Origin of the sequence: Mesorhizobium sp. M7A.F.Ca.CA.004.06.1.1 (assembly GCF_003999135.1) — a bacterium.
GTDB lineage: Bacteria > Pseudomonadota > Alphaproteobacteria > Rhizobiales > Rhizobiaceae > Mesorhizobium.
Window position 1 is genome coordinate 1 of record NZ_RZPQ01000379.1, and the last position, 5628, is coordinate 5628.

Annotated in this window: 6 protein-coding genes; all 6 read left to right on the forward strand. The window is 62.5% G+C overall.

Going from position 1 to position 5628, the window contains the following annotated elements:
- Positions 1 to 441: glutamine amidotransferase (locus EN906_RS20985; RefSeq protein ID WP_245484307.1), on the forward strand; the 441-nt coding region annotated here is incomplete at its 5' end.
- A 28-nt stretch (positions 442 to 469) separates the two neighbouring features.
- Entirely contained in the window at positions 470 to 1240 is a 771-nt protein-coding gene (locus tag EN906_RS20990; protein ID WP_127271196.1) for an ATP-binding cassette domain-containing protein, read from the forward strand.
- Positions 1241 to 1272: 32 nt separating this feature from the next.
- Entirely contained in the window at positions 1273 to 2259 is a 987-nt protein-coding gene (locus tag EN906_RS20995; RefSeq protein ID WP_127272226.1) for an autoinducer 2 ABC transporter substrate-binding protein, read from the forward strand.
- A gap of 47 nt (positions 2260 to 2306) precedes the next feature.
- Positions 2307 to 3254 carry an ABC transporter permease gene (locus EN906_RS21000; protein ID WP_127270157.1) on the forward strand — a complete coding sequence of 316 codons (948 nt, stop codon included), beginning with the start codon at positions 2307 to 2309 and terminating at the stop codon, positions 3252 to 3254.
- Positions 3251 to 4210 (forward strand): ABC transporter permease, encoded by a 960-nt coding sequence (locus EN906_RS21005; RefSeq protein ID WP_127270155.1) that lies wholly within the window; start codon positions 3251 to 3253, stop codon positions 4208 to 4210. Before EN906_RS21000 ends, EN906_RS21005 begins: the two co-directional genes overlap by 4 nt.
- Positions 4210 to 5526, forward strand: a complete 1317-nt coding sequence (locus EN906_RS21010) for an ArgE/DapE family deacylase (RefSeq protein ID WP_127270153.1) — start codon at positions 4210 to 4212, stop codon at positions 5524 to 5526. The genes EN906_RS21005 and EN906_RS21010 overlap by 1 nt, the downstream gene beginning before the upstream one ends.
- Positions 5527 to 5628 lie beyond the last annotated feature (102 nt).

Here is a 5628-nt window from a genome sequence, read left to right on the forward strand (position 1 = left end):
GTCCTTATCATGATCGGCGGCTATTTCAGCTTCCAGGGCATTGACGGCAAGGCCCGCTGGCATCGCACGGCGGTCGAGGAGGCGCTGCCGGTGACCTGCCTTCCCAATGATGACCGGCTCGAAATACCGGAAGGCTTTCGTCCTGAGATCACTGGTTCCAGGGATCATCCGATTTTTGCCGGCATCGAGGGCGAATGGCCGCTGCTGCTCGGTGCCAACGAGGTCATCGCCCGTGATCGCGACGATGTCGAGGTCCTGGCGCGGCTGCCGCAGGACCAGGGCGGCCATCCCCTGCTGGTTACCGGGCGCCATGGCGAAGGGCGTACGCTGGTCTGGACGTCGGACATCGGTCCTCACTGGCTGCCGAACAGTTTTGTCGAATGGCCTGGCTACGCGCGGCTTTGGACCAACGTGCTGCGCTGGGTCAGCAACGCCGCCTAGCCGATCCGCAATCGTCGGGGAACCCGTCATGACAGAGCCCTTTCTTGTCGCCAGAAACATCGCCAAGCGCTTCGGCGCTCTGACCGCGCTGGCAAATGTCGATCTGGAGATCCGCTCCGGCGAGGTGCTGGCGCTTCTCGGCGACAATGGCGCCGGCAAATCGACCTTCATCAAGATCCTGGCAGGCGCTCATCCGCCCAGTGGTGGGGAGCTTGTGATCGAGGGCAATCCGGTCGCCTTTCACTCGCCCAAGGATGCCGCGGCATCGGGGATCGCGACGATCTTTCAGGAACTGGCGCTTTCGGAGAACCTGTCGATCGCAGAAAACGTCTTTCTCGGCCGTGAATTGAAACGCTCCATTTTTGGCATTCCGTTCCTGAAGCGCAAAGAAATGCGCCAGCGCGTCGACGGCCTGCTGAAGGAGCTCGACGCCCATATTTCCGATCCAGAAGCGCCTGTTGGCAGTCTGTCGGGCGGCCAACGCCAGGCCGTCGCAATCTGCCGGGCGCTCAATCTGAATGCCAGGCTGGTCATCATGGATGAGCCGACCGCGGCCCTTGCCGTTGCCGAAACGCGCAAGGTCCTGGCGCTGACACGGCGGCTTGCCGCGCGCGGCTGTGCCGTTGTGCTCATCAGCCACAACATTTCCGAAGTCTTCGAGGTTGCCGACCGCATCGTGGTGTTCCGGCGCGGCCGCAAGGTGGCCGAACGGCTGGCGGCCGATACCGATCACGAGGAAGTCGTTTCGCTCATAACAGGCGCTCATCCCGACGTGCGGGCGCTTGAAAAAACAAACTGAAACGCACGTCATTTCCAGAGAGGTTCAAACACATGCTTTCACAGTTCAAGAAAGTGCTCGCCGCTTCCGCACTGTCACTCGCCATTGCAACCGCGGCGCATGCCGCGGACAAACACAAGGTCGCCTTCGTTCCGCAATTGATCGGCATCCCTTACTTCAACGCCATGGAAGCCGGCGGCAATCGCGCCGCCAAGGACCTGGGCCTCGATTTCATCTATTCCGGTCCCGTCGACACCAATCCGGTCGACCAGTTGCAGATCGTCCAGAACCTGATCGATCAGGGCGTCGAGGCGATCTCGGTCAGCGTCCTCGATGCCTCCAGCATCGCACCCGTGGTCGAGAGCGCCAAGGCGAAAGGCATCAAGCTGTTCACCAGCGACAGCGACGCGCCCGACAGCGGCCGCGCCGTCTATGTGGCGCAGGCGACCGACGAAGGCCTCGGCACAACCATTGTCGACGAACTCGTCAAGCGCGTCGGCGAGGACGCAACCATCGGCATCGTCTCCGGCGAGGCAACGGCGTCCAATCTCAACGCCTGGATCGGCTTCATGCAGAAGCAAGCCACCGCCAAATATCCGAAGCTGAAGCTGCTCGCGCCGCAATTCGCCGGCGGCACCGCCGAACGCGCCGCGCAAATATCAGGCGATCTGATGGCGGCCAACCCGGACATCAAGGCGATCATCGCCGTCGCCTCCTCGACATGCCCGGGCGTAGCCCAGGCCATCGAAACCGCAGGCAAGATCGGCTCGGTCATCGGTGCCGGCTACTGCAGCCCGAACACGGCACGGTCTTACCTGAAGAGCGGAGCCTTCGGCTTCACCGTTCTCTGGGATCCCGAGCAACTCGGCTATCTCACGGTCTGGGCCGGCAAACAGCTGATCGACGGTAAGAGCTTCGAAGCGGAAAACAAGGTCGTCGGCCTGGAAAAGCCCGTCACCTATGATGCCGCCAAGGGCATTTTGCTTCTCGGGCCGCCGGCCGTCTTCACCAAGGACAATGTCGACAAGTTCAACTTCTGAGCTCTGAGATGAACGTGGTGCGGCAGTTTGGAAACGGTGTCTTCTCCATGAACGGGCGGGAGTGGTCTCTGTTTGTCGCCTGTTTGCTGGCGATCGTCATCTTTTCTGTCGCATCGCCGCACTACGCGACATCAGGCAATGCAGCCACGGTCTTGCGCAACAGTGTCGAACTGCTGCTGATCGGCCTTGGCATGACCCTGCTGCTCGCCATGGGCGGCATCGATGTCTCGATCGGCATCGTCATGGGTCTGGCGGCCATCGCCATCGGGCGTGTGCTCGGCGCCGGCGGCAATCCGCTGCTGGCGCTCATTGCAGGCCCTTTGGTCGGTGCGCTGCTGGGATGCGTGACCGCCGCCGTCGTTGTCCTCGGCCGCGTTCCGGCAATTGTCGGTACACTCGGCCTGCTTGGTGTCTACCGCACCGCCGTCTTCGTACTTCTCGGAGGGCAATGGCTTTCGGGCCTGCCCTCGAGCCTTACAGATCTTCTTGCAACCAGCGTGCTCGGCGTCCCCGTCCCTGCCCTGGTGATTGCCGTTGCCTATCTGGCCGTCTGGCTGGCGCTGCGGCGAACCCCTTATGGGCTGCATCTGCTGGCGATCGGCAATTCGGAGGAAAAAGCGCGGCTTTCTGGCATCCCGGTGATCAAGATCCGCTTCATGACCTTCGTCATCAGCGGTGTGCTGACTGGCATTGCCGCCACGTTCTATGTCGCCACCTATCGCAATGTGGAGATGACGATCGGCAGCACGCTGGCGCTCGACGCCATTGCCGCGGTCATTCTTGGCGGGACCAGCATATTGGGCGGCAGATGCAGCCTGATCGGCACCGTGCTCGGCGTGCTGCTTCTGAGAATCCTGCAGAACGGCCTGCTGCTGATCGGTGTCCCTTCCCTTTGGCAGCCTGTCGTCACCGGCGTTCTCATCATCGGCGTGCTTGGCTTCGAAGCTGTTTGCAACCGATTGCCGCTCGGCAGATTTCAACGAGCCCGCGCATGAAAACGCTCCGCAACCTGCAAGGCCCGGCCCTTACCCTGGCTTTGCTCTGTATGCTTTGGCTGATCGTGATTGTCGGCCTGCTGGCGCTCAGGCCTTCTGTTTTCAATCTCGGCACCGTCACCACCATTCTTCAGTTCTCGACGATCCTTGCCCTGGTCGGCCTTGGACAAGGGCTGGTCATCATGGCCGGTGGCGCCGGCATCGACCTCTCGGTCGGCGGTGCGGTCTCGCTGTCCGCCATCGTCGCGATGCTTTGCCTCAAGCTGGGATTGCCGCCGGTCCTGCTGCCCGCCGTCTGCATCCTGGCCGGCGCGATGCTCGGTGCCTTGAACGGATGGCTGGTGAACGGGCTCGCGCTTCTCCCCTTCATCGCGACGCTCGGCACCTTCTTCGTCTATTCCGGCGCTGCACTTGCCATTACCGGCGGCGCGGCCCAAGCAGGCGTGCCCTCCTGGCTGCTTGTGTGGGGGCGCGGCGTCGTCATGGGCATTCCCCTGCCCTTTCTCACCCTTGCCATCCCCTGCTTTGCGCTAGCCGGTTTGGTGCTGCTCTCGACAGCGTGGGGGCGCTGGATCTACGCCATGGGTTTCAACGAACGCTCGGCCAGGCTGGTCGGTATTCCGGTCGATCGCGTTCGCTTGATCCTCTACGCCTTGAGTGGCGCGCTCGCCGGCGCCGCTGGGCTCGTCTCGATCTCCTGGCTCGGCAGCGGCAGGCCCAATATCGGCCAGAACCTCGAACTCGAATCGCTGACTGCCGCCATGCTTGGAGGCATCGCCATCACCGGAGGGCGCGGTGGCGTTGGCGGCGTGTTCGCGGCCGTCCTGCTGCTGGTCACGCTGAAGACCGGCCTTCTGCAATTGAACATCAACACGGTTTGGCAGGTGGGGATTGTCGGCGCCCTTCTGGTTTTCGTCCTTCTCGCCGACCGACTTTCCCAACGTTGGAGATCATGATGCCGTCCATGGAAGAGATCATTGCCGCGCGCGTCGAGGCAAGCGCTGACCGTATCGTCCAAACGCTGAGCGATCTCGTCGCCTTCCCCTCGATCGTGAAATCCGATCCAAAGGAGGCCGGCCCCGGCGAGCGTGATTGCCAGCTCTATCTGCAAAAGCGGATCGAGGCGCTCGGCTTCTCGACCGATCTATGGGACCCGGATGGCCCTGCACTCTACGAAAAATACAAGGGGCGCGCCGGCGCCAACAAAGGCAGGACGTTCGAAGGCCGGCCCAATCTCGGCGGCGTCTTGAAGGGCACGGGCGGCGGTCGCTCCATCATGCTGACCGGCCATATCGATGTCGTCCCGCCCGGCGCCGCAGGGCACTGGACGACCGACCCGTTCCAGCCCGTCCTCAAGGACGGATTTCTACACGGCCGCGGTACGGTCGACATGAAAGGCGGCGTCGCCTGCATGCTGATGGCCGTCGAGATCCTGAAGGGACTCGACATTCCCCTGTCCGGAGACGTCGTCTTCACCACCGTCGTCGACGAGGAAATCGGCGGCATGGGGTCGCTGGCCATGGTCGATCGCGGCTTTCACGCCGACGCCGGCATCATGACCGAACCGACGGCGAACAAGATCGCACCGCTCTGTCACGGCATTCTGTGGGGGAAGATCATCATTGACGGCATAGGCGGGCATGCGGAGCTGACGCCCAATGCCTGGTATTCGAGCGGCCCGGTCGATGCCGTCCAGCTTTGCCGGCAAATCCTCGACGGCATCGACATCCTCAACCGGCGCTGGATGTTCGATCCCAGAAAGAACCATCCGTTGATGGACCTGCCCAACCAGATCATCGTCACCCAGATGAGCGCCGGCGAACATCCGTCCTCCATGGCAGGGCGCGGCGAGATCATCATCGACGCTCAATATCTGCCGAGCGAGCACGACGAGTTCAAACTGGGTGGCAACGTCAAACGCGAAATCGAAGAGCACATAGCCAATGTCTGCCAGGCAGACCCCTACCTGCGAAAGCACCCCGCCCGCGTCGAGTGGATCCTCGACGCCGATTGCGCCGAAATCCCCTCGGACAATCCCTTTGTCGGCGTCTTCCAGGAGGCCGTCAAAGAAGCCAATCTCTCGCCGGTCCTGAGTGGTTTTGGCGCGCACAGCGACATCGGCCTGCCGACCGGCCTCGGCAACACGCCGACCGTCAATTTCGGTCCCGGCGACCCCGCGCAGGCGCATCAGCCGAACGAACGCGTTTCGGTGCGCGATCTCGTCGATTGCACCAAGGCAATTGCAATTGCCGTCGAAAAATGGTGCCGCTAGCGGGCACCGCCAACATGAATGGATCGGTTAGCAATGCCACGACAGGCGGCGGCATCGTGGCCGAACTTGCGCTACTGCCTGGTGATGTCGTCGCGTTCTGAC